General features: G+C 68.1%; 15 protein-coding genes. 1 reads left to right on the forward strand and 14 read right to left on the reverse strand.

Annotation, left to right across the window (positions count from 1 at the left end):
* Positions 1–197: 197 nt before the first annotated feature.
* Positions 198–1,406, forward strand: coding sequence for an iron-containing alcohol dehydrogenase (locus J2852_RS17660; RefSeq protein WP_209877904.1), 1,209 nt, complete (start codon positions 198–200; stop codon positions 1,404–1,406).
* Positions 1,407–1,449: 43 nt separating this feature from the next.
* On the opposite strand, the gene J2852_RS32250 is transcribed toward J2852_RS17660, so the two are convergent.
* From J2852_RS32250 to J2852_RS17730, 14 genes are all read right to left on the reverse strand, one after another.
* A complete protein-coding gene (locus J2852_RS32250) occupies positions 1,450–3,564 on the reverse strand; it encodes an Ig-like domain-containing protein (RefSeq protein WP_209877906.1) in 2,115 nt (704 codons plus the stop codon).
* 368 nt (positions 3,565–3,932) lie between these two features.
* Positions 3,933–9,428 (reverse strand): tetratricopeptide repeat protein, encoded by a 5,496-nt coding sequence (locus J2852_RS17670; RefSeq protein ID WP_209877908.1) that lies wholly within the window; start codon positions 9,426–9,428, stop codon positions 3,933–3,935.
* 153 nt (positions 9,429–9,581) lie between these two features.
* Positions 9,582–10,850, reverse strand: coding sequence for a tetratricopeptide repeat protein (locus J2852_RS17675; protein ID WP_209877910.1), 1,269 nt, complete (start codon positions 10,848–10,850; stop codon positions 9,582–9,584).
* 293 nt (positions 10,851–11,143) lie between these two features.
* A complete protein-coding gene (locus J2852_RS17680; protein ID WP_209877912.1) occupies positions 11,144–11,332 on the reverse strand; it encodes a hypothetical protein in 189 nt (62 codons plus the stop codon).
* Complete coding sequence (locus J2852_RS17685; RefSeq protein WP_209877914.1) at positions 11,329–12,468, reverse strand: PepSY-associated TM helix domain-containing protein; 1,140 nt, start codon at positions 12,466–12,468, stop codon at positions 11,329–11,331. The genes J2852_RS17680 and J2852_RS17685 overlap by 4 nt, the downstream gene beginning before the upstream one ends.
* A gap of 37 nt (positions 12,469–12,505) precedes the next feature.
* The gene (locus J2852_RS17690) at positions 12,506–14,617 is read right to left on the reverse strand and encodes a TonB-dependent siderophore receptor (RefSeq protein ID WP_209877916.1); all 2,112 of its coding nucleotides are present in this window, start codon (positions 14,615–14,617) and stop codon (positions 12,506–12,508) included.
* Between the two features lie 333 nt (positions 14,618–14,950).
* Entirely contained in the window at positions 14,951–15,394 is a 444-nt protein-coding gene (locus J2852_RS17695) for a group III truncated hemoglobin (protein ID WP_209877918.1), read from the reverse strand.
* Between the two features lie 61 nt (positions 15,395–15,455).
* Positions 15,456–16,208 carry a hypothetical protein gene (locus J2852_RS17700; RefSeq protein WP_209877920.1) on the reverse strand — a complete coding sequence of 251 codons (753 nt, stop codon included), beginning with the start codon at positions 16,206–16,208 and terminating at the stop codon, positions 15,456–15,458.
* 62 nt (positions 16,209–16,270) lie between these two features.
* Positions 16,271–17,458: a polysaccharide pyruvyl transferase family protein gene (locus tag J2852_RS17705; RefSeq protein WP_209877922.1), complete on the reverse strand. Its 1,188-nt coding sequence runs from the start codon at positions 17,456–17,458 to the stop codon at positions 16,271–16,273.
* 32 nt (positions 17,459–17,490) lie between these two features.
* Positions 17,491–18,768: a hypothetical protein gene (locus J2852_RS17710; RefSeq protein ID WP_209877924.1), complete on the reverse strand. Its 1,278-nt coding sequence runs from the start codon at positions 18,766–18,768 to the stop codon at positions 17,491–17,493.
* Entirely contained in the window at positions 18,768–20,093 is a 1,326-nt protein-coding gene (locus tag J2852_RS17715; protein WP_209877927.1) for a glycosyltransferase family 4 protein, read from the reverse strand. Before J2852_RS17715 ends, J2852_RS17710 begins: the two co-directional genes overlap by 1 nt.
* A 26-nt stretch (positions 20,094–20,119) precedes the next feature.
* Complete coding sequence (locus tag J2852_RS17720) at positions 20,120–22,282, reverse strand: hypothetical protein (protein WP_209877929.1); 2,163 nt, start codon at positions 22,280–22,282, stop codon at positions 20,120–20,122.
* Positions 22,279–23,583, reverse strand: a complete 1,305-nt coding sequence (locus J2852_RS17725) for a glycosyltransferase family 4 protein (protein WP_209877931.1) — start codon at positions 23,581–23,583, stop codon at positions 22,279–22,281. Before J2852_RS17725 ends, J2852_RS17720 begins: the two co-directional genes overlap by 4 nt.
* Positions 23,580–24,401, reverse strand: a complete 822-nt coding sequence (locus tag J2852_RS17730; protein ID WP_209877932.1) for a class I SAM-dependent methyltransferase — start codon at positions 24,399–24,401, stop codon at positions 23,580–23,582. Before J2852_RS17730 ends, J2852_RS17725 begins: the two co-directional genes overlap by 4 nt.

The raw sequence follows: 24,401 nt of genomic DNA on the forward strand, positions 1-24,401 counted from the left end.
GCTATCTGGCCGGCACCAACCTGCCGGTCCCGGTGGTCATCGGCGCCATCTTCGTCGTCTGCGTCCTGCTCTTCCGCCGCGGCATCGTCGGCGAGGTGCTTCACCGCTGGCGTCGGTAAGCGGCGTTCGTCGTCAAGTGTCCGAACGGCTGGCGTTGCCGGCTTCTCCAAACAGATCGCGGAACATTGGGGCAGGATATGATGTCAGGACCAGCCGATATCAGCGATTCGTTGCACACCGATGCCGTCACGGGGGGAACCCTCGCCCTGCTGCGCCAGCCGGTCGTTCACTATGGGGCGCCGCTCCGTGCCACCCTGACCCGGTTGGTTGCGGAGCGTGGATGCGCGCGGGTGCTGCCCGTCGTGACCGGCTCGCTGTCCCGCCATCCGATGGTCGAAGAGGCGCTTGGGGCGCTGGCCCCGGCCGCGCTGCCGATCTTCAGCGACCTGAAACCGCACACGCCGTTCGACGTGGTGCTGGCCCTGGCGGAGACAATCGCCTCGACGCGGCCCGACCTGATCGTGGTGATCGGCGGCGGCAGCGCGCTCGACGCAGCCAAGGTTGGCGCGCTCGCGGCAAAGGCCGGGGCGGCCGATCGGGAGGCGCTGCTGGAACTCCGGTCGGTGCCCGGTCCCCATGGCGAGATGAGGCCATCGCCGGTCCATCGCGACGTTCCCATCGTGGCCGTGCCCACGACGCTGTCGGCGGCGGAGTTCGGCATGATCGGCGGAGCGACCGACACCGCGACCGGCATCAAGCACATCTTCAAGTCGGACACGCTGGCGCCCGATATCGTGGTGTTCGATCCCTGGCTGTCCGGCGCGACACCGCAGGACCTGTGGCTGTCCACCGGAGTCCGGGCGCTTGATCACGCCATTGAAACGATCCTGTCCCGCGATGCCAGCCCCTACACCGACGCGCTGGCGTTGCGTGGCCTGACGTTGTTGTCCGACGGACTCCGCCGGTCGCACGCGCAAGCGGAGGACGTGGCGGCGCGGCACCTCTGCCAACTGGGCGTCTGGCTCGCCGCCTGCGGCATCGGACGTATCCGCTATGGGGCCAGCCACGGCCTCGGACATCAGCTCGGCGCCTTGGCCGGTGTTCCGCACGGCCTGACCTCCTGCGTGCTGCTGCCGGCGGTCCTTGCCTTTAACCAGCCGGTGTCGGCCGACCGACAGGCCTGGATCGCCGAAGCCTGCGGCGGAGCCGGTCTGCCTGCGGCGGACGCCGTGCGGGCGTTGATCGCCTCGCTGGGCTTGCCGACCCGCCTTTCGGAGTTGGGGGTGGCGAAGGACGTTCTCCCGCGCGTCGCGGAAAGCGCGCTCGGCAACGCGTTCGTAAAGGCCAACCTGCGGCCGGTCCTCTCCGTCCCGGACGCCCTAGAGATCCTTCAGGCAGCTTTTTAAAAGCAGATCGCGACCGGCCCTTTCGGGCCGGTCGCGATCTGCGTCAGCCCGTCACGAACCAAATGGATTGCACCTGATCGCGGCGGACCCCCGCGAGCGTCACATCATCGTTGCTGGAGAAGACGATCACCGCGTCTCCGGCGCCGTTGGCGGTCAGCGTGTAGGTCAGCCCGCCCTTCAGCTGGATGCGGTCGCCCTCGGCGGCGTTGAAGTCGGTGATCACGTCGTGCCCGTCGCCGAGCCCCCCGGCGAAGCGCTGCCCGAAGACGAACACGTCCGCCCCGCCACCGCCGGTCAGGGTGTCGTTGCCCAGATCGCCGAACAGCAGGTCGTCGCCCAAGTCACCGAACAGAAGATCGTCGTCGCGCCCGCTGTACAGCGTGTCGTTGCCCATCCCGCCGTACAGCGTATCGGCCCCCATGTTGCCGAACAGAAGGTCGCTGCCCGTGTTGCCGAAGACGAGATCGGCACCATCGCCACCTGACAGTGTGTCGTTGTCGGCACCGCCTGTCAGTGCATCGTCGCCCAAATCCCCGTTCACGACGTCGCTTCCGTCGTCTCCGAACAGCGCGTCGTTGTCGCGCCCGCCATACAGGGTGTCGTTGTCCCGGCCCCCGTACAGGGTGTCCGCGCCCGTGTTGCCGAACAGCACATCGGCGCCGGTGTTGCCGAGCAGCAGGTCGTTGTCGCTGCCGCCGAACAGGGTGTCGTGGTCCTCCCCGCCCTGGACGGTGTCGTTGCCCTCGTCGCCGTACAGCACATCGTTGCCGGTCTTGGAGCCGACGAAGTCGTCGCCGCCGCCGCCGTGCAGCGTGTCGTCGTCAGCCCCCAGCACGATGTACTGGCTGGCGCCGTCGCCCCAGACGCTCTGCGAGCCCTCGCCGCCGGTCACCCGCGCCGCGCCGATCACCGCCGCGAACTCGACGTTCTGCAACTGGATCTCGGAGCCACTGGGCAGGTTGCGGGTGTCGATGACCAGCGCGGTGGTCGGCCCGGCGCCGGCCGGGGTGCCGGTGATGACCAGCGGTGTACCCGGCGCGGTGGCGCCGGGGGCGGTGGTCGGGACGATGGTCTGGACCAGCAGGGGCGCGTCGGCCGGCAGGCCCTGCAGGAAGCCCGAGCCGCCGCCGGTGAGCTGGGCCTGATCGGCCGAGCCGGCGGTGGTGCGCGTCTGGATCTCGCGGATCAGGTCGCTGAGCGAGGAGCCGGCCGCCTTGGGGGCGCCGGAGCCGCTCACCGTCAGGCCGAAGCCGGTCGGCACCTGGGCGGTCAGCAGGTTGGCGCCGCCGCCGGTGACCAGCGGGATGTCGGCCATGTTGTTGTTGCCGACTTGGTCGGTGCGGGATGCGGTGACCACCGGGATCGTGATCGTCTGCGAGGTCGTGCCGTCGCTGTTGGTCACCGAGCCGGTCTGCACCGGAACGCCGTCAACCGTGGTCGGGCTCGGGGGCGTCGGGTCCGATGTCGGTGGAGGCGGGGGCGCGGCCGTGATAAAGCTGTAGGTGCTGCCGGTCACGGCCGTGTTGAAGTTGCCACGACCGTCGTTGAACGCACCGTCCTGTATTTCCAGATAGTAGACTGTCGAATAATCGAGATCGGCGGTTGGGTTGATGGTGACGGTGCTGCCATTGATCGCGACCGGGCCGAAATCCGCGGCAGTGAAGGTTTCGATCTCCGCATGGTCGGACAGCCGCTTGAGCGTGATCGCGCCGCCGCTGCCGTTCACCGCTTCACTGAAGGTGAGCACGAGGTCGGCGCTGACCGGTACACTCCCACTGTTGACGCTGACAAGTTCCGGGGGGATGAGGTCGGCTTCGGTCGTGAAGTTGAAGGACGTGCTGCCGCTCAGTCCCTCGAAGGGCGAACCGTCAGTTTCGCTGAAGAACGCGAACTGATCGACTTCCAGGTAGTAGGCCGTCGCGTAATCGAGATCGGCGGTGGGGTCGATGATGACGGTGCTGCCGGATATAGTGACGCGGCTCGCATCCGTCGCCGCGAACGTCTCGACGACCGAATCGTTGTCGACCCGCCTGAGCGTGATGGTGCCGCCGCTGCCATACACCGGATCAGACAACCAGAGCTCCAGGTTGGCTCCAATTTGAACGTCGGTAGCGTCGTCTGACGGATTTGATCCGTCAAATTGTAGAGTCGCGACCACGCCTCCAGCACTCCTTGCTATGAAGAACTGTTATTCCCCAATGCCGTGCCGGCAATGAGGCAAAGAATTCCAGGAAAATTTATTTCTCAACGAGAGACTTATCAATAATAAAATTGTAAATGCGGTGTTAACATTTAAGACCGTACGAAAATTGAGAGAGTTACATTCCGTTTCAATTGGCCGTAATTGCGCCTGTTCTCTGTACTAAATTCTCGCCTCTGTTGAGTGGGCGCGGATTTTCGAAAGCCGAAGGCGTGGTGTAGACAGCCAAAAATTGTGGGCGAGCGCATGGTGGTCCGGCTTTTGGCTCGGCCTTTTGGCTCGGCGTTCGACGGATGGACCACCAATCGCTTTTGGGGCGCGTCGGACTACTCCCGAACGTGCAGGATCTCGACATCGGGCAGGCCCCAGCACGACACGCCCATGTCCTTGGCCATCATCGCCAACCCTTCGGTCTCGATGTAACCACGGTAGCTGAAGGCCGGGAACACCAGCCCTTCCCGGTGCAGTGCTGCGCGCACCAGCAGCATGGTGCCGCCGACGCCGTCGAGCCGGACCGGCCCCTGCCCCCGGAGTTCGTGGAGGTAGCGCCGTCCGACGCCGCGCGGCGGCTGGATCAGCCCATTGACCCAATGCCGGGGATCGGTCGCCGCCGCCTCGTCGGTGAACTGGAAGCTGTTGAGGTCGAAACTCGGCCCGCCGGGTTCGGTGACGCAGTTCGGCGTCACGATGTCGTGCCCGGTGTCGAGCAGCCGCGTCAGCACGTCCGGGGGGAAATCGACGACGTCGGCATCGATCCACAAGGCCCACTGCTCGTCGCGCAACGCGCCGGTGAGCAGCCGGTTGCGGGCGCGGGCGATCGTCGCACGGCGCAGCCCCTGGACCTCGGGCTTCCAGCGTGGGCCGGACAGACGGACGCCGAAATCGTGCCGGTGCAACTCGACCCGGCGATAGCGCGTACGGAGTTCCTCCAGCCGGCCGTCGAGATACGCGGAGGACCCGTCCTCGCTGTCTCCCTCCAGGAACGCCAGAGACAGACGGTCGCGCGGGTGGTCGAGACGGTCGAGCGCCGCGAGGTAGGCGGGCAGGTGGCGGCGGGCGTTCTTCACCGGGGTGAGGACCAGAACCGTCGGCGGTTCCGGGCACTGCGGGGCGGCCAAGGGAACCGCGACCGGGCGCCGCAGACGGTCGCCGGCCCGGCGGTGTTCGAGCGCCACCGCGATGCGTTCCCGCATGCGCTTGCCCACGGCCTCGGCCGAAAGCGTCGCCCGTACATGCGCCGCCGCGCGGCGGCCGACCTCCCGCGCCTCCTCCGGCTCGGCCGCGATAGTGCGCAGAAGGTCCGCCGCGACGGACAGGTCGGGTTCGGCCCACAGGGTGCCCCGGGGGTAATAGCCCTCGTCGGCCTCGGTCGTGATGAGGCGGTAGGGAACCGAGTAGGCGCAGTCCGGCGCCATGAAATCCAGGTTTCCGGAATAGCCGGTGGCGATGACCGGTTTCGCGAAGTGCATCGCCTCGGCGATGGTCAACCCGAAGCCTTCGGAACGGTGCAGGGAGACGTAGGCGTCGCAGGTGGCCAGCAGGGCCAGCGCCGCCTCCCGGCTTTCGCTGCCTTCGCGCAGGATGATCGACGGGCGCCCTTCGGCGGCGGCCAGCAGGCGCGCCCGGTTCGCGGCCGACAGGGTGCGCGCCTTGATCACCAGCACCGCGCGCCCGTCATCCTGCGGGAACGCTTGCTTGAAGGCCTCAATCAGGCCGAGCGGGTTCTTCCGGGTGAAGCCGCTCAACTCGTCGAAGGAGAAGGCGAACAGGAAGCCCGTCTCGGGCAGGCCGAGGTCGCGCCGCGTCAAGGCCGGCACCGGCGGGGCGACGACGTGGGGCATCACCACCACCGGCACTGGCGCCTGGACAGCCAAGCTCTCGGCGGCGAAGCGGCTTGGCACCCAAATCTCGTCGAACAGGGCGTAGGCCCGCCGCCAGGACTCCGGGAAGGTCGTCGAGCTTTCCCAGGCCCAGCAGCCGATGGCGAGGCGGTCCTGGAACAGTGTCTGGCTGAGCGGTCCCGCCTTCCCCCAGCGGGCGGCGTCCAAAAGCGCGTCCGGGTTGGTGTGGACGATGGTGACGGGATGATCCGGCATGACCCTGGCCGCCGGGGCCGGACGGTCGAGATCGACGGCGGTCGTCGGCACGCCGGCCGCCGCCAAGGCTTCCAGAGTGCCGAGTGCGGCGGTGCCCAGGCCGACCGGGGCGCAGAGGTGGCCGAACACGGCCGCGTTGGGACCGGGCTCGGGCTCCGGCTTGGGTTCGGGCTTGTGTTCAGGCTTGGGGGCGGGCGCCGGAATGGCGGCGTAGCGTTGCGTGAAATGCAGGCTGCGCGTGGTGAAGCCGCACCAGTAATCGACCACGCTGCCGAGATCGAGCGCGATGCCGCCCTGCTCCTTGATACGCTTGCAGTACATCTTGCCGAGGAAACCGGCGGCGACCAGGACGACCTGCCCCGGCTCGTCGACGGTCAGCGTCTCCATCAGCCGCTCGTAGGCGGTCGGGAAGTGCGGTTCTCTCTCCCCGTAGCGGAAGATGCCGCCGTATTTGGTTTCGTGCGGGATGAGGTGGACGCGGCTGACGGTCAGCCCGAAACGCTCGGCCAGCCGCTCCGGCAGCGTGGGGTGGCAGGTCACCACGGCCACGCGCCGGATCGTCGCGAACAGGCGCTCGTACAGGCCCCAGGCCGACAGGTCGGCGTGGATGTGGCAGGAGGTGATCGCCTGCGTCGGCGCGAACAGGCCATTCCCGCCCGTCAACAGGTTGCGGATGACGGTCAGCAGCCCGCGATAGTCGTGCCAGCTGTGATAGAGGTCGGCGGCGGTGGGAACCGGCAGGCTGTAGCACAGGCGCGACAGATCCGGGATCCCGACCACGTCGGCGTTGCGGACCGCCGCCTGGAGGGCGTCGGACAGCACGTCGGCGGCGGCGCCGGTCAGGCGCGGCTCGCCCCACCAGATGCACTGGGTCGCGGCGCGGTCGGCCTCCGCGAAAGCGGCGTGTTCCGCCGGATAGGGCAGGAAGTTGCCTTCCCCGTCGCCAAGCCGGATCAGGCTGAAGGGGCGGCGCGCCTCGTAGCTGTCCAGGATGCGGGCGACCACCGCCTCGGCCTGCGACCGCCGCCAGCCGGTATCGACGTCGAAGGCCGGGTACAGGTCGCGCAGGCGCTGGACCATGTCCACCAGACCCCGCACGGCCTCGCGCCAATGGCCGAGCGGGATCCTCGGGTCGCCCGAGGCGGCGAGCGCGCGCAGCGCGGTTGCGGCATCGTCTCCGCCTTCCCGCCTCAGCCGCTCGAACACCGCCAGCAGGCGCATCTTCACCGCGCGCACGTCGGTGAGCGGCATCCCGTCCACGGCCTTCAGGATGGCTTCGACGCCGGCCGGGCCTTCGGCCTGCGCCACCGCTTCGGCGATGAGCGTCAACAGATCGGGCGACAGGATCGCCAGCCCATGGCGGTGCCACAGGTCGATCAGTTGCGCGCGCGTGCCCTCGCCGATGCCCTGCGGGGCGTGGGCGCAGGCAACCGCCTGGGCCCAGGCCGGCAGCGCGCCGTCCGGTTCCGGCGGGGCCAGCAGGGCGGCGGCCTTCGCGGTGTCGCCGTGCGTGGTCTGCGCGGCGTGGAAATACAGATTGCGCAGGGTCGGGTTGGCCTCGACCACGTCGAGATGCTCGTCGAGCAGCGCGAGCAGGGCCGCCCCGTGATGGCGCCTCTGCAACAGCATGGCGCGCGCCAGGACCGTATCGGCCCGGCCGAGATGCGGCGCGGAGTCCGCGAGGAGTTTCTCGGCCTCGTTGAGCCGTCCAAGCTCGCATAGCGCGGTCAGCAGCCCGACGATCGCCTGCGCCGAGGTGGGGGTGTGGGCGAGAACCGTCTGCCAGCGCTGGCGCGCGGTCTCCCAGTCGCGGCGGCGGGCGGCGGCTTCGGCAAGGCCGATGGCGCCGAGGGGCGGCTGCGGCTGGCGGCGCGCCACCTCGGCGAACAGCGCCTCGGCTTCCTCGAACCGGCCGATGTCGAGCAGCGTCTGGGCGTATCCGAGCATTCCCGGCCAGTGTTCCGGAAAGGCCGCCAGCGTGGCTTCCCAGCGCTTCAGCGCCTCCAGCCACTGGCGCCGGCGCGCCGCCACGCGGGCGAGCCCGTCCAGCCCGAAGGGTTCCTTCGGGTGGGCGGCGCACAGGTCCCGGAACGCCGCTTCGGCCTCCTCCAGACGGTCGAGCTGCATGAGGGCACCGGCGCGCCGGGCCTTGGCGCTGGGGTTCGCCGGATTGGCGTCCAAAATGGCCGTCGCTTCCGACAGGATGCGCTCCCAGGCCGCGCCCCGGCCGGTATTGGGCCGGGAGGGGGCCGGAGGGCGGAGGCGGGCGTACGCGTCCAAGGGCAGCCGCTTGGCCAGTTCAGCCAAGACGGCCCGATAGCGCTCGCCCAGCCAGCGGTGCGCGGCGCTCTCCCAATGGGCGTCGAAATGATCGCCGCCGAAGGTGTTGCGGCCGTGCGCGACGTAGAGATAGAGGCGCGGCTCGTCGAGGTGCGCGACGCGGACGGTCCGCAGCAGCTCATCGACGGCCGGGGTGTCCTCGCCACGGCGCAGGGCGGGGTAGCGGGGCAGCACCGCCTTCTCGCACAGCAGCGAACCTTCCCAGGCCCGCCGCCCCGAAATGGCCAACCGTCCGGCGTCGGGCCACCAGATCGTCCACCGGCTGAGCATGCAGGCGCGCGCCCGCGCGCCCAGCAGCGCCGCCACCTGCAATTCCAGGCGCAACGGGTCGTAGAGGTCGTCGTCGTCCCACTGGCAGACGTGGGAGCCCTTCGCCAGATCGACGGCGCGGTTGCGCGCTTCCCCCAGTGTCGGCGCGGGCGTGGGCGAGCGCTCGATGACGATGCGCGGGTCGCCGAGTGCGGCCACATGGCCGACCAGCCGGTCGTCGCGGCTGTCGTCGATGATGACCAGTTGCCGGTTCGGATAGCTCTGCCGCAGAAAGCAGTCGATGGACAGGCGGGCCTGTTCGAAGCGGTCGCGCGTCACCATCAGACAGGACACCAGCGGCCTGTTGTCGGACGGCTCGGCGGCCCCCGCGAGCGGCCCGCTCCCCTCGCTGAGATTGAGGCGCAGCCGGCGCGGCCGTTTGGCTTCGAACGCCGCCTCTCCAAGGAACCAGGTGCCGTCCCAGTGGTGCAGCGCGTGGGCGTCGCGGGTGGCCGCCTCCCAATGCGCGATGTCGAACAGGCGGCCTTCCAAGCACTCCATCTTGTCCACCGGGTAGACGGTCTCGGCCGGCAGCAGGGTCACCGGCTCCGGTCCCCGGTAATCCTCGTAGGCCCGCGTCAGCAGGAATGGTCCGGTCGCGTCGAGCACGTCTGCCTCGCCGGCGTTGCGCCGGATGTGGCCCAGCACATGGTCCCAGAAGGGATGCTCGGGGACCGAGGCGATCAGCGACGGGCAGAGCACGCGCTCCATGCGCCGCTGCACAGCCTTGCCGAGCGCCAGATGGGACGCCGGTTCGAGGCCGATGGCGAAGGAGCTGGTCCCGAGCAGCCCGTCGATCGGCTTGAAGCATTCGAAGTCGAGATCGACGTACAAACCGCCATGGCGCTTCAGGATCAGGTAGCGGGCCAGGTCGGCGCGGCAGATCGGCTGCGCGTATCCCTCGAACACCGGCAGGAGTTCGGGAAAGTCCCGCGTCACGAAGGCGGCGATGTCCGCGTCGGTCCACAGCCGGTACTCCCATGTCGGGTGCCGCGCGAGCCAGCTCTGCCGGAGCGTTTCGAACCGCGCGGGAATGGCCGCCGTCTTCCAGAGTTGGTGAAGAATTTTCGGAATCACGCGACGGCACCGTCGATCTGGTTCATGGGCGGGAAGGCCTGGTGGCAGCGGTATGGCACCACCGTCCGAATAGCGGCCAGCGATAGATTTTGTCCAACGGAGTCGCCCCGGAGTCCCCGGAAACCGAACACGGCGCCGTCGCGGACAGGGCGTTCAATCCCCATCCCGTTCCAGAACGGCGAGGCGGTGCGCCGCGTCGGCATGGTCGGGGGTGAGGGCGAGCAGCCGGTGGAAGAGCTGGCGGGCCAGGGTGCGGTCGCCGAGCTGTTCGGCGGTGATTCCGTAGCCGTGGATCGCCTCGATGCTGCGCGGCGCCTTCTGGAGAATGCCGGCGTAGATCCGCGCCGCCTTGTCGGGATGCCCGGCGTCCGTGCACTGCCTTGCGGCGGCAAGCGCGTCTTCCAGCGAAACCACGCCGCGCAGGACACCGGTCTGGTGAAAGTGCCGCCGCACCTCCGGGGTGAGCCGGATGCCGTTGCAGACATTGAATCCGTAGCCGTCGTGAGGGGGGAACGGCACGTCGGCGAACAGCCCCCGATAGTCGTCGGCGAGCACCCGGAGGATCGCGGCCTGGGGATGGTTCGTCAGATCGTACCGCTCGTCGTACACGGACAGCCGGTCGCGATTGTCCGGATCGAAGCCGCTCATGTGGAAGAAGGCCACGCGCTGTTCGTTGGCGAAGTACGCTCCGGCGCGCTGCGTGATCACGCGCTCGAGCAAGTTCCAATAGCCGACGTTGTAGCCTTCCAGGGTGATTGGCCGGAAGCGGTCCTTCAGGAACGCCACGCCGAGGTTGAAGAACCGCTGCTCGCAGAACATCCCTTGCGAAAAGGCGTTGAAGCCCCGGCGGTGGACGCGTTCGGCCATCCACCTCAGGAGGTCCAGGACCGCGGGCGTCCGCCGGAATCCCATGAAGCCAGTGTTGTAGGCGCCGTTGGCGGCGACGGTAAGGTCGCTGGGCTCGCGTCCGTCGTCCGGGAGAGGGGACAGGGTGTGGGGAGCGGCGGTGACGTCGTGCGTGTCAAGGGTTGCGATGGCCGTCCACAAGGGGCCGGTGATGAATAGGTCGGAGTCGAGGTAGACGACCTTGCGCGCCGCCGTCCGCTCGAAAAGATGCAGGAGGAGATAGGGCTTGATGTTCCCGCACAGCTCGTACGCCGAATAGTAGACCGTCATGTCGGTGATCTTCGGCGACGCAAGGGCTTGCAGGCCCAGGATGGGGACATCGAAATGCGCGCTTTCCGACAGGGAATCATCGGCCGGCGCGTCAAGAACGAGGATGCAGAAAGGCTCCTCGGGATGATGCCGCCGCAGGGCCTGACGGAGCACCCAGGCGTACTTCAGGTGTGAACGGGTGACGACGGTGCAGAACAGCACGCCCGTTCGTTGGATGGAGCCTGCAATCTCGGCAAGGGTGGTCACGTCACGGGGTCCGTCGTCATGGCGCATGCGGGAAATGGTGGCATATGTGCCTTTCCCTACGGAAATGCCACGGGCTTTACGGCGCCGGTGAAGTCAAATTGCCGACGTGGCGGCGGCTACCCGGCCGCCGCCCGCATCCATCTTGGCCCCCGCGCGGGTCGCAGGGCGTCAGCGTCACGATATGACGCCGCGATGACGAGGATGGCGCCGGCCTTCCGCCGCGAACGGTCGGGCGACGGAAGGCTCGCGCGCGCTGTCCTGCGCGGTCGGGCGCGATCTGCTCTAACGCCGGCTCACGCCGGTGGCGTGGCGGGTGACGAGGACGGCCACTGCCGCCAGAGCTTGACCGCGCAGACGGCCAGCGGAATGGACAGGGTGATCCAGCAGATCCAATGCCAGAAGCCGTCGCCGAGGATGGCCGCGCTCAGCCCCACGAGGGAGAGCGCGCCCAGAATCACTGGAATGCGCCAGACGCTGTTCATGCTTTGCCCTCCGACGCCCCGTGCGGCGATCGTTCCAGCACCGCTGTCCGCGTTCGCGGACGTTTCAGCCAGACCACGAAGCCGGTGACGGTCACCGCCGTGGTGACGATGGTGAACAACGCCCAGATGATCTGCAGCGGCAGGCCGCCGTAGTCGCCGAAATGGAAGGGGCCGGACAGCAGCAGCGCCGTGATGTACCAGGGCGTGTCCGCCGTTTCGACCACCGTCCCGGATTCGGCGTCCACCAGGGCGACGCTGAGGATCTTCTTGGTCAATTCGGTGTGGCCGCGCACCATCACGCTGAAATGGCGGTCGCTCGAATAGTTGTTGCCCGGATAGGCGATGAAGGCGAGGTCCTTGCCGGGAAACGCCGCCAGCCCCGCCTGCGCCGCCTGGTCGATGCTGATGGCCGTGCCGGTCATCGGTTCAGTGTGGCGCGCGGCCATGGCGACCAGTTCCGTCTGCTGCCAATAGCCGATGATCAGCGGCGAAAAGGACAGGATCGCTCCCGTCAGTCCGACCACAAAGGCCCAGACCAGCGTCGCGACACCGAACAGATTGTGCAGGTCGATGTTCGCGATGCGCGGGCCACGGCCGAAGCGCAGCAGCCCGAAGGCCAGCTTCTTCATGAAGGGGCCGTAGACGACCAGCCCGCTGACCGTGCTCACCACGAACAGGATGCCCATGACGCCGACGAACATCTGGCCGGCAAAGCCGGCGAACAGATCGACGTGAAGTTTCAGCAGGAAGCCCGTCAGGGTCTCCTCCGGCTTCTTCAGCACCTGGTTATTGCCGGTGAAGCTGTTCAGCACCACCCAGCGCCCGTCCTCGAAATCGCGGGCGCCGGGGGGACCGATGTAGATGTAGTTGGCGCCCGCGTCCTCCGGGTCGAAGGAGACGAGCTTGGGCGCCAGCGTCGGATCGGCCTTCTGCGCGATATCAACCAGGGTCTGGAGGGGCAGGCGAGCCTGCCCTTCCGTGTAGGAGGTGTCGAGTTCCTCGCCCATGATGTGCTGAATCTCGTGGTGGAACACGAGGATCAGCCCCGTGACGCAGAGGATCAGCAGATTCACCGTGCAGATCAGGCTGGTCCAGCGATGGACAAGGCGCCAGCCGCGCAAGCTTGCAGGCGTCATGACAGCTTCCTTTGCCAGGATTGGAGAAACAAGGGGATCACCAGCGGTAGCGCAGGCCGGCGGTCACCGTCCGCTCGTAACCGTAGGCGCACCAGTCGCCATAGTAGCAGGAGGCCACATATTCCTTGTCGAGCAGGTTCTTGGCGTTGAGCGAGACCTCCGCCCCCTTCAGCTTGTCCGACAGCGCGCCGAGGTCGTAGGACACCGCGGCATCGACCAGCGTGACGGACGGCACCTTGAAGGTGTTCGCCGTGTTCAGGGTGCTGCCGGTGAAGCGCAGACCGCCGCCGACGCTCAGGCCCTCCAGCGACATGCCTTCGGCCATGCGGTACATGGCCCAGCCCGACGCCTGATGGCGCGGCACCGCCGGCGGCTGCTTGCCCTGCAACCCGGTGTTGTCCTTGGTGTATTCGACGTCGAGATAGGTGTAGGCGCCGATGAGGTCGAGCTGCTTGGTCACGCCGACGCGGGCCTCAAGCTCGATGCCGCGCGACCGGACTTCGCCGGTCTGGACGGAAAAACCGGGATGGATCGGGTCGGCGGTCTTCAGGTTGCTGCGGGTCAGGTCGAACAGAGCCGCCGTGAACAGGCTGTTGAGGCCCGCCGGCTGGTATTTCACGCCGACCTCGTACTGCGTCCCCTTCTCGGGCTCGAACGGCTTGCCGGAAAAGTCGGTCCCGGTCTGCGGCACGAAGGCTTCGGCGTAGCTGACGTAGGGCGCGATACCGTTCTCGAAGACGTAGGTCAGGCCGGCCCGGCCGGTGAAGGCCTGATCGTACTGGCGGGTGCTGCCGCGCGCGGTGGTCGAGGTGGTCTCCGCCCAATCCCGGCGGCCGGCGAGCGTCAGGACGAAGCCGCCCAGCCGGAGCTGATCCTGAAGGTAGACGCCGGCCTGGTTGCCATCGACGTCGGTCCGGTTGGTCGCCGGGCGCGTGATGGCCATGCCATAGGTCGGTGCGAACACGTCCAGCGATGGGGCCGCCCCGAAGCCGGCCGCGTAATGACCGTCGAGTCGCTGGTAATCGAAACCCGCCAGCAGTGTGTGCTGGACCGGGCCGGTGGAGAAGCGACCTTCGAGCTGGTTGTCGAAGGTGTAGGAATTCATCGCCTCGCGCGACGTGGCCACACCACGGAAGAGGGTACGGTTGTCGCGCGCGAGGCCGTTGGCGTACACGCTGTCGTAGGCGACCTTGGCGTGCAGCCACCGGCCGTTCAGGCGAACGCTCCAGACATCGCTGAGCCGCTTGTCGAAGGCGTAGCCCAGCGAGGTCTGGCGCCGGTCGAAGGTCTCGAAGTTCGGGTCGCCGTCGTAGAAATCGACCGGAATCTTGCCGAGCGGGTTGTACAGCACCGTTCCCTGGGGCGGAATGCCGCCGTAGGAGTTGCCCTTGGGGTCGTGCTGGTAGAAGCCGAGCAGGGTCAGGCTGGTGTTGGCGTCGGGGCGCCACGTGAAGGACGGCGCGATGGCGATGCGCTCGTTCTCCGTCATCTTCATCTGGCCGTCCTCGCTGAGTCCGACGGCGCTGAAGCGGTAGAGAAACTTGCCTTCGGCATCGATCGGGCCGGAGAAATCGGCGGTGCCGCGCACGTGGTTGTTCGTGCCGTACTCGATCCCGACCTCGTTCTGGGCGGTTGCCGTCGGCCGCTTGCTGACCTGGTTGATCAGCCCGCCGGCCGGTGACTGGCCGTAGAGCACGGACGACGGTCCCTTGAGGACCTCCACACGCTCAAGCAGGAACGGATCGATCTGCGGGGCGGCGTAATACAGGGACTGGAGCTTCAGCCCGTTCAGGTAGGTGACCGCGTCAAAGCCGCGAATCTTCAGCTGGTCGTAACGGGTGGCCACCGCACCGCGCGTTTCCGCCGTCACGCCGGCGGTGTAGCGGACCACCTGATTCAGCGTCTGCGCGTTCTGGTCCCTGATCTGGTCGCTTGGGATGACCGAAATCGACTGCGGCGTCTCGATCAGGGGAGTGTCCGTCTTGGTGCCGGTCGCCTGCTGGTTGGCAACATACCCCGTCACCGGCGTCAGGGCGGTTTCCCCCTGGCCGCTCACTGTGACCGCCGGCAACTGGACCGGCGTGTTCGATGAGCTGGCATTGGCGCTCTGCGCGTTCGCCATGGTCGGCATGATGAGCCCGGTCATCATGACGGCGCCGAACGCCTTTCGCAGCGACCGCCTGTCGCTCTCTGCTCGTGTCTGCACTCGTTCGCCCCGCTCTGATAATGAGAATCATTCTTAAGCTCACTTGCTTTTAATGCGAACGAGTCTCATTTGCAACGTGGTCATCGTGCGGGTGAAACGGCGGAGGCAAGGCCAACGCTCGGTCATCGAGTTGTTCTGGGAGGGAGTGCGCGCACGGGCGCAGTCGAACCGGGCCGGAAACCGGTTCGTGACGGTCACGCGCCTATGGCTTGGACCGTGACGAAATCACGGCCTAGACGAAGCCCAGCATGGCGGGGCAGGGAGGATGAGCGCGGCTCACCCGGCGGTTCGCGGACCGGCGTTCTGATTGCGGAAAAACTCCACGCCCATCTGGATGCTGCGGCCGATGCTCTCGGCGCGGTCCTGGAAGAAAGCGGCGGCTTCCGGGGTGCAGACTTCGGCCGTGGTTTCGCGGAACAGAGCCAGCCAGCGGGCGAAGTGGTCCGGCCCGATGTCGAACCGCACATGGGCCGGCAGCGGGCGGCCATCGTAACGGTGGGTGAGCAGCGCGACCGAGGACCAGAAATCCATCATCTTGCGCAGATGCGGCTCCCAGTCGGTGATTGCCGCGCCGAAGACCGGCCCCAGCACCGGGTCGCCCTGGATCTTGCCGTAGAAGGTGCGGACGAGGTTTTCGATCATCGCCTCGTCGATGCCGGTCTTCGCCACGCGCTCGGCGATGGTGGCGTCCTTGGGTGACGGCTGCTGGTCCACGCTCATGTCGTCCTGGGTGAAAGAGGCTTGCTCGCGCCGGACTATAACCGGCGCGAGCCTTCTTTTTCTACCCGAACAGCGCCAGACCGATGATGGTCGCCACCAAGGCGCCGATGCCCGCACCGAGGGCGGCGGCGATCATCGGGCCGTTGTTCGGCGCAACCTTGGCCTTCAGCGCCTCGTCCAGGTTGCGCATGCTGGCGTCCATGCGCACCAGGAAGACCTCAAGGCTGCCGACCCGCTCCTTCAACTCGTTGAAGGCATCGAGCAGTTCGGCCTGCTGGGCCTTGTCCTCTCGATTGGCGTCCTCGCGGTTGGCGGCGATGCGGTCGTGCATGTCGCGCAGCAGCCGGGCAAGCCCCTGCTGGGACGAGGCGAGCCGCTGCTGGTCGCGGCGCGACGCCTCGACGCCGTCGGCAATGCGCAGCAGGTGCGGTGCTAGCGTCCGCTGGAGAAGTTGCTCATCGGCGCTCGGCTGCACGAAGGTTTGGATCGTTCCGGTGCTCGGCGCGTGCACGACCGCGACGACCCGCGCGGGCTCGAGGCCCGGCGGCAGGTCGATGGCGGCTTCAAAGGCGTGCTGCCCGTCACCGTATCCACCGCCCACCAGATCCTCGCGCGCGCGGTCGGCGACGGCGCGGCCCAGCACCAGCGGGCTGCCATCGGGTCCTTCGGCGCGGAACTCCACCTCCAGCCGGTCGGCCGGGTGGGCGCGGTCCCAGGCCCAGCCGTAGACGCGGCCCCCCTGGATGGCGTCGATGCGGCCTTCGATGGCGGATTCGGTCGCGGCGGGCGCAACCTCGTGAAGGGCGTCGGGCATAATGCAGTCTCCCGTATCAAAAACCCTCTCCCGCCGGGGGCGGGAGAGGGGATTGTCGGTCCTTACGCCGCCTTGCGCTGCGGGGTCCTGCGGACCGCCGGGCTGGGCATGCGGTGGGGGATGTAATTCTCGTCCAGGAACTCCCGCATGTCGCGGTAGCGCTGGTAGTAGGTGCGGTTGAACTTCTCGAACAGGCTCTGGTCCCAGTATTCCTCAAGGACGAAGGGCTTGTTCGAATAGACGTCGTAGCAGGGAATCGCGAAGGTCTCCGCGAACTCCGCCGTGCGGCTGTCGTAGCTGAAGTAGACCGACGGCGTTCCGTTCGACAGGGCCATCAGGTTGCCGTGCAGGCGGTAGCCCAGCACCAAATCCTTCGAGCGCACGATGCTTTCGTAGTCGGCGACGACGTCCGAGTACCACAGGCGAGTGCGGTACAGCTCGTCCATCTCCTCGTCGAAGTACCAGTTCTTCAGCCACTCGTTCTCGTGCAGATGCGCCCAGGCCTCGGCCTTCTGCTCGTCGGTGCCCCAGAGCAGCTTCTTCTCCTCGACCTCGCCCTGCATCATCAGAACGGTGTCGAAGCGGCCGGCCATGTCCTTCACGAAATCGCGGTGGCGGTTCAGATAGGTCTTCACGTCCGGCGAATAGTGGTCGGACACCTCGCGGCGCATGGTGATGCCGACGTTGCGCACGCTGTCGAGCGAGGGCAGGTCGATGCGCAGTTCCGGATCGCGGTTGCGGAAGGCGGTCGGGCAGCCGACGATGCGGACGTTCTTGATGCCCAGATCCCACAGCACTTCGGCCGTGTAGGTGCCGCGCACGCCCAGCGTCGTGGACTTATCGGCGAACAGCCGCCAGATGCGCTTGCTTTCCTCGGTCAGCTGGATCTTGCCGGTGGCCGGAGCCTGCGCGCCGACGCCGAAGGCGATGACCGGGATGCGCAGCTTGGACAGGACCTGCTCGGTCGCTTCCGGCCAGACCATCTGGTCGTGGATGTAGTTCGACCCACGCAGGAACACGTAATCGTATTCGGCGTTGGCGCGGTCAACCAACTCCTGCTTGAATTCCCGGATTTCCACGACGTCCAGACGGTCGTAGGTCAGCAGCTTCAGCGAGGAGTCGTAGACGAACGCATCACCGATGTTATGGTAGTGGTTGATGCTCCGCTGAATCTCTTTGTAGCTGTACCACCGCACGCAGTCATGGTCATAGACTTCGCCGGAGGGAATCATGACGAGGATGTTGGCCACTGTGATTCTCCTGGGGTCGAGGTGGTGGGACTTTAGCCGCCGTCGGCCGGGCTGACGCGGATCATTATTCGGACCAGATCACGGTCGCGGCTCGCCTTGCAGCGGGATTGCGTGATCCGGGTCAGGTACAGGAAGGCGTCCCCGTCCGTGTCCTCGAAATTGCGGGACATGGCGTCCGGATCGAGGATCGACGGATAATAGAAGGTCTCCCGGTCGGCGCAGTCCTTGTGAGTCAGCAACGGTGCCGCCCAGGCAAGGCGGGGCTTTGACCAGTTGACGAGGTTGGCGGAGGTCGAGGTCCACACGCCGGACACCGGCTCCGCTCCCGGCCGCTCCGCCCGCTGCCCGGCCATGACCGCGACGAACTGGCCGGTGGCCCTGTGACGGACGAGGCCGGTGACCGTGAAGGGCAGGCGGTCGGACGGCAGCGGCGCGCAGGCGTGCGCGGCCGGGTCGGCCTTGCCCTCCGCGTAGGGATCGAGGAAGCGGACGGTGAAGTTCCGCCCGTCCCAACCGCGCCAGGAGGCCGGATCGGCGAGATCGCGCGTGCGCATCAGGCAGACGCCGCGCTTTTGCGCGCCCAGCTTCTCGGCGAAGGACATGGCGTAGTACCAGCCCTCATGCTCGACGATGTTGCTCGGCCCGAACAGCCCGGCGCGGCGGCCGAGGTCGCCCCGGAACCGGTAGGGCACGCCCGCCACGTAACGGGCGGGGCCGAAACTCTTTCCGCCGTCCGTGGAGACCGACAGGGTCAGCGCGTTCCACCAGCAGGCCATATAGTCGCCGGCCGGGCAGAGGTCGCGGCGCTTGTGACCGTGATACTCGTTGTGGACCAGCGCGTAGATGGTCGTTCCGTCCGGCGAGTAGGGCGAGGCCAGCCAGCCCATGTCGTCGTACCGCGCCGGATCGTCCTGCTTTTTGGATTCGTAGACGACGCGGCAGTCGTGGCGGACCGCGTTCAGCGACGGCCCGTTCAGCGTGCGTGCGCGCAGGTGTGCGGCGAGCAGATGGACGGTCCCATCGGCGCCCTTCCAGGCGCGCGCCGGGGCGTCGGGCACGTCCCACGCCTCGCAGGCCTGCGTGCCGTGGTCGTAGACCGTTTCGAGCTGGGCGCCGGGGGGAACGGTGGCGCGCAGTTCGGCGGCGTGCAGGGGGGTGGTGAGAAGGGCAAGCGTGAGTGCAAGCGCTTGCCCCCACCCTCCCCGCGCTCCGCGCGGGTCCCCTCCCTCCCCCGCCTTGCAGGGGAGGGCGAGATTCCCTCCCCTGCGATAGCGGGGGAGGGTCAGGGTGGGGGCAAGCGTTTGCCGCATCACGACCGCTGCGCCACCGCCCGCTCGGGCATGGCGGGCATGGCGACGGGACCGCCGCCCGCCGCTGCGATCAGCGCGTCGTAGACGTCCGCGTGTCGGCGCGCGCACTCGGCGCGGTCGATGGGGCGGCGGATGCGCATGCGCAGGCGATCCCACAGGTCGGGGGTGGTCAGCGCCTCGGTCATGCGGTCCACCAGATCCTCAACGCTGGCGTTGCGGAAATGCAGCCCGTCCACGCCGTGCGTCACCTTCTCGGCCATACCGCCGATGTTGCTGGCGATGATCGGGCGGCCGTGCAGGAAGGCCTCCTGAATCACGACGGGCGAGTTCTCCCACCAGATGGAGGGCATCACTACCCAGTCCACGTCCTTCATCAGGCCGGGCAGTTCTGCCGAACGGTAGCTGCCATAGAAGCGCACGCGGTCGCCGGCACGCTCGACCGCCTCGTTGAACTTCTTCTGATAGGCCTCCGGCTGGCGTTCCAGGTTGCCGCCGAAGATCATCAGCGCGCCGTCCTCGCCCCAGGCCTTTTCCGAGATGCGGCCGATGGCCTCGACCAGGACGTGGGCGCCCTTGAACTCGGTCAGCTGGCCGAAGAAGGCGAAGCGGTTGCGCTTGCCGCCGCGCGCCAGCGGGCGGGGCGGGGCGATGCCCTCGATGGTCAGGCCGTTCTCGATCATCCGGAACTTCTCGCGGGGCAGGCCCCAATCGACGTAGCGGTCGATCAGGAAGTTCGACGGGCTGATGTAGTAGTCGGCCTGCTCCAGGAAGGTCTTCAGGAACAGCTCGCGCTTGAAGAACTCCGCCTCGCCGATGTGCGGGAAGCAGCCGGCGCAGTCGGCCGGGCTGGCGCGGTAGCACAGCGTGTTGCGGCTGGTCTTCACCATCTGGCCGTGGTGATGGCAGATGGACAGATACTCGTGGAAGGTCACCACGATGGGCACGCGCGGCAGCGCCTGCCGGATCGCTTGGATCGTCTCGATGCCGAGGCCGAGGAAATGGTGGAAGTTCACCACGTCCGGCTGAAGGTCGCGCACGTAGCGGACGAAGTCCTTCTCCAGCCCCGGCAGGTTCCGGTTCGACAGGCGGAAGTGGTCGTAGTCGTTGGCGTAGTAGAGAACCTCCCGCTCCTTCTGGCGCAGCGCCATCAGGGCGGAGCTGCCGTGCGGCCGCACCGGCGGGGAGGTGCGGGCCAGATAATGGCTCTCCCAGCCCGGCAGGTCGTGCAGGCCCTGGTGAAGGTTGTAGGAGGCCACCTCCGCACCGCCCAGCGAGAAGGCGGGGTGTCCGTGGCTGATGATCAGGACGCGCTTCGTCTTGCTCATGATGGAACCAATCTTAAAGCTGGGGGTCAGGCGGCGACGCGGGCGGACCAGGTGTCTTCGAAGCTCCACCGGTCCACCATGGCGCCCGCGCGGCGCCAGCGGTCGGCGTGGGCGTCGCGCGGCTGCTCGTCGAGCGCCACCAGCGTGACGCGGGGCAGCCACACACAGGCCCCGCCCAGCGCGCGCAGGCGCAGGCAGAGGTCCAGCCCCTTGTGGTCGGCCCCCATGTAGGAGCCCATGGTCGCCAGCACGCGGGCCAACGTGTCCTTCGGCAGCAGCGCGCATTCCGGCGCCGCTGCATCCACCGCGTTGGCGTCGCGCTCCTTCAGCCAGTCGCGCGGGTAGCCGGCGAAGCGGCGCTCGTAGGTCACGGAACCCTCCGGCCCCTCCACCGCCATGATGCCGGCGAAGCGGATGGAGTGATCCTCGTACAGCAGCGTCGGGCTGACCATCACCGGCCCGCCGGACTTGCGCGACACCCGCTCCAGCGCCGACAGCCAGCCCTTCTCGACCGGCAGGACCGAGGGGGAGAGCAGCAGCACCCGCTCGGCCCGCGCATGGGGCAGGGCGGACGCGATAGCCTGGAACGGGTCGGTGGCGTCCGGCGCGGTGACGAAGGTGACCGACAGGCGGTAGAAGGCGGCGGCCTGCCGCACCGTGCCGCCCAGCCGCTCGTGCGTGCCGCTGGCCGCGACGACCAGCACCTCGGCCTCCGCGAAGTCCGGGTCGATGGCGAGGCGGGCGAGGTTCAGGTCCACGTCTTCGCGGCCGTCCGTCACCGGCAGGATGACCGACACGCGCGGGCTTTCCACCAAGCGGCCCATGGCGTGGGTTCCGGTCGCGGCCACCTCGGACCCCTTGGCCCCGGCGGTGCGCAGCATCGGGCCGACGTGGCGGGCGATGATCTGTTCGATGGACGGGCTGTCCAGATTGACCACCGACAGCATGCGGCGCAGCACGTCCGGCGATGGCGGCAGGCAACTCAGCGGCAGGAAGGCGAAGCGGTCGTCGGCGAGTTCGAGTTCCAGGTGGAATTCGGCACCCTCCGGAATGCCGGCGGGCTCCGACGCGAAGGCGGTGAAGCCGTGGCTGTCCTGGCCGGGGACGAGGCGCCCGGCGAACAGCGGGTCATGGGCGAAGGCGTCCGTCACGTCGCGCCGGGCAAGCCGCGTCCACTCCGCGTCCAGGCGGGCGGATACGCCCGGCCCCTTCAGCGTGACGGTGCGAACCTGCCGGGTCGGGTCGAGCAGCCAGCCGCCGACGAACAGACCGGCACCCGGCACGCGCAACGCCATGTCCAGGCCGATGCGCACCGGCACCTCCAGCCGCGACACCGTCTCCACGCCGTCGTAGCGGGACGCCGCGAGGCGGGCGACCGCCTGACGCGCCTCGCCGTCATGCAGGTTGCCCAGCATGTCGCTGACATGGGCGGAGGCCACGCCTTCTGGCAGGATGGTGCGGTGCTCGAAGATCTCCAGATGACGCCAGCCGTCGGCGGCGCGGTAATGGATGCGGCGGATGGCGCCCGGCGCCGGGGTCGTGTCGGTCAGCACGGCCAGCACGCCCGACGCGTCGCCCGGCAGATCCGGCCGCGCGAAGGCGGCGGCGGCGCCCCGGTAGACCTGGACGTCCTCGGCCTCGATCAGCAGCTTCTGCACGCCGGTCTTCAAGGACCGTGCCCAGCCCTGGAGCATCAGGCTGCCGTCGCGGAAGCGGCCGAACACTTCGGCGAAGCCGTCCGGCTGCGACACCTCCTGCACCAGCCCGGCCAACAGCCGGCCGATGCGGTCGGACGGCCCGTCCGTCGAGGCGGCGAGCGCCCCGGCGAAGTCCAGCGCCAGCCCCATGCAGCCCGGCTGGAACTCCTTCAGCGCGACGATCAGGTGCGCGGGGTTGGTGCGGACGTTGGACAGGCGCGGCAGGACCATGCGCTGGCCATCCTCGCCGTCGATTTCGACGCGCGACGGGCGCATCTGGGCGAGGCCCGGCACGCGGATGCCGGCCAGGAACCAGCGCTCACCCTCCGCGTCCGTCCAGCAGCGCCCGCCGAAACGGCCTTCGACCGACCCGTCCAGATGCACGGAGGCCGTCGCCGGCAACGGCCGGTCGATGGCGCCGAACAGCACCAGCGTGTCGTCGTCCAGCAGAATGGCCGCAGTGATGTCGGCCTTGGTGATCGGTTCCTTCATCGAGCAATGCTCCCGCTACTCACCTCGTCACGGAGCGCCCCCGCGCCGCCGGTCGAAAGTTCGTCGTAAAGAATGATATGTTTGGCCGCCGCCTCGTCGGTCGTGCGCACGGCTGGAATGTTGGAGACGAGCCGTTCCCAAAGCCCCGGCTCGGTCATCGCGCGGGTCATGACGCGCGCCAGATCGGCGGCGTCGCCCGCGCGGAAATGCAGCCCGTCCACCCCGTCGCGCACCGCCTCGGCCATGCCGCCGATGCCGCTGCAAATGACCGGGCGGCGGTGCTGGAACGCCTCGCGGATGACCAGCGGCGCGTTCTCCCACCACACCGACGGCGTCACGACCCAGTCGGCCCCGGCCATCAGGCCGGCCATCTCCTCGCGCCGGTAGGGACCGTGCTGAACGGCAAGCCCCTTGGCCGCTTTGAAGCCGTCCTCGATCTTCGCCTTGAAGGCGTCGGTCTGGAAGGGCGCGCCGCCGTGCACGGCCAGCGACAGGTCATGGCCGGACTTGGCCAGCTTGCCCACCGCGTCCAGCGCCACCGTGATCCCCTTGAAGGGGTTCAGGTTGCCGAAATAGGCGAAGGCGTTGCGCGTCTCGCCCACGGGAATGGTCCGGTGAGGCGCCGGCTCGACCGCCGGGCGGCCGTTCTCCATCACCTCGATCCGGTCGGGCGCAATGCCCCAGGCGATGTAGCGTTCCCGCAGGAAGGCGCTCGGCGCCAGGAAGCGGTCCACCAGCCCGAACATCGATTTGATGTGCTTCTCGCGCAGCACGAACTGGTCGGCCGGCCGGTCGGGGAAGCAGCGGTGGCAGGCGTCGGGCGAGGCGGCGCGGCACAGCGCGCGGTTGCCGACCGTGACCATCTGCCCGTCGTTGGCGCAGATCGGGTAATAGTCGTGCAGCGTGTAGACGATCTTCGCCTTCGGGCAGACGCGCCGGATCAGGAACAGCATCTCCACGCCCAGCAGCAGCGTGTGATGGACGTGCACGATGTCCGGCTTGAAGGCGCGCAGCAGGTTCGACAGATCCGGCACGATTCCGTGCAGGTCGATCTGGCTCTGGTGGAAATGGTCGAAGTGACCGGCCCACAGAACCACCTCGTCGGCGCTGCGCCCCAGCGTTTGCAGGTTGGTGCCCGGCTTGCGGTCGCGGTGGATGCCGTTGGTGCAGGCGAGGAAAAGCGCCTCCGCCCCCGCCGCCTTCAGGCCACCGAACAGCTCGTGCGCGAAGATCTCCGTGCCGCCGGGATGCAGGCTCGGGTGGTTGTGGGCAATCACCAGGACGCGGGGATGGCTGCTCATGCCTGCTTCTCCAGCACCAGGATGTCCTGGAAGTTCTCGGCCATGCGCTGCCCGCTCCAGTGGCCGCGCAGGATGGCGCGGGCCGGGCGCAGGCCATGGCGGGCGAACAGGCCGAGCAGGAAGGACTCGCCATAGGCCACCGCCGCGTTGGGGTGGGCCTCGTCGGCGATGTATTCCGGCCCCGGCGCGTCGATGAAGGCCGGGCGCGCGGTCTTCTTCGCGATGCCCTCGCGCGCCCTGGTGTCCACAAGGAAAAGGCTGAGGAAGCAGCGCCCGCCGGGCTTCAGCACGCGGGCGATCTCGGCGGCGTAGCGCGCCGTCTCCTCCGTCCGCAGATGCGTGACGACTGAGGTCAGGATGACGAAATCATGCCCGGCGTCCGGGAAGGGCAGGGTGGTCTTTGACGCCTGGACAGCGCCGCCCGGATTGTACAGCCCGTTCACCACGTCCAGCCGCTGGAAGCGGAACTCCGGGTAGGCCGGCGTGATGGTTTCCCGGCACCACTGGATGCCGTCCTCGACGATGTCCACGCCGTCGTAGGAGGACTCCAGATACTGGGTCAGCGGCAGCGCCATGCGGCCGATGCCGCAGCCGATCTCCAGCACGCGGTGGTTCGGCTTCAGCCCGCCGGTGCGGACGAAGTGGCGCAGGAACTCCGCCCCGATGGCGCGAAAGTCGCCGTCGCCGATGAAGACGCGGTCGGGCGGCGGGACGGGCAGGAAGCGGTTGCGCGCGATCTGGGCGCACAGCCATTCCAGGCGCGGGTCGGCGCGGCGGCGCAGGATCGCCAGCTTCTGGCCGGTCAGGACTTCGTTCAC

It is taken from the genome of Azospirillum soli, from assembly GCF_017876165.1.
Lineage (GTDB): Bacteria > Pseudomonadota > Alphaproteobacteria > Azospirillales > Azospirillaceae > Azospirillum > Azospirillum soli.